Source organism: Psychrobacter glacincola (genome assembly GCF_904846215.1).
Taxonomy (GTDB): domain Bacteria; phylum Pseudomonadota; class Gammaproteobacteria; order Pseudomonadales; family Moraxellaceae; genus Psychrobacter; species Psychrobacter glacincola.
On the sequence record NZ_CAJGZK010000079.1, the window covers coordinates 1 to 637 of the forward strand.

The 637-nt window shown below is 47.6% G+C and carries 1 protein-coding gene; it reads right to left on the reverse strand.

Annotated features, from left to right (window positions below; translation table 11 throughout):
- On the reverse strand, positions 1-637 hold a 637-nt coding region (locus tag JMW90_RS13510), incomplete at both ends, for a PhoX family protein (protein ID WP_201564758.1).

Sequence of the window (637 nt, forward strand, 5' to 3'; positions counted from 1 at the left end):
GCTTTTAATCCACCGCCGATATCAGCATTTGACCATGTGGCTTTGGAGACGAACTTATAGATATATTCCCCTCGAGCATCATCACCCATATAAAAGACCACCGGTTTGCCTTGTTCAACAGGGGCATAGGCACAATTTTCATGAGCAAAACGTCCTAGTGCTGTGCGCTTTTGCGGTATGGAATTTTGATCAAAAGGATCAATTTCGGTGATATAGCCAAAGGTATTAAAGCCATTTCTATAATCGTCAGCAGCGCTAGCACTAGCGGCGGTCATATCCCAGCGTGAAAACTCGTCGCTTATCTTGGCATCTTTAGCATCAGGGGTATGCCATAAGTATTCCCAACCAGGGAAGTTTTCCGTTGCGCCGTAGCGTTCGCGACCATAGTTATGCCCAGCACTTAATTGGCTAGCGTCTTGCCCACGGGCAAATACCCCTAAAAAGTTCTCTTCGGTGGTCAGATAGGTGCCCCAAGGTGACAAACCTGCACCGCAGTTATTATTGATACCGCGAGTCTGAAAGCCTGTCGGATCAAACTTAGTCTTGACCAAATCAGAACCCGCAACGGGTCCTGTCAACTGCGCCGTACTACTACTCGTGAGACGGCGATTATATTTCGAATCAGCCACCATCTCAT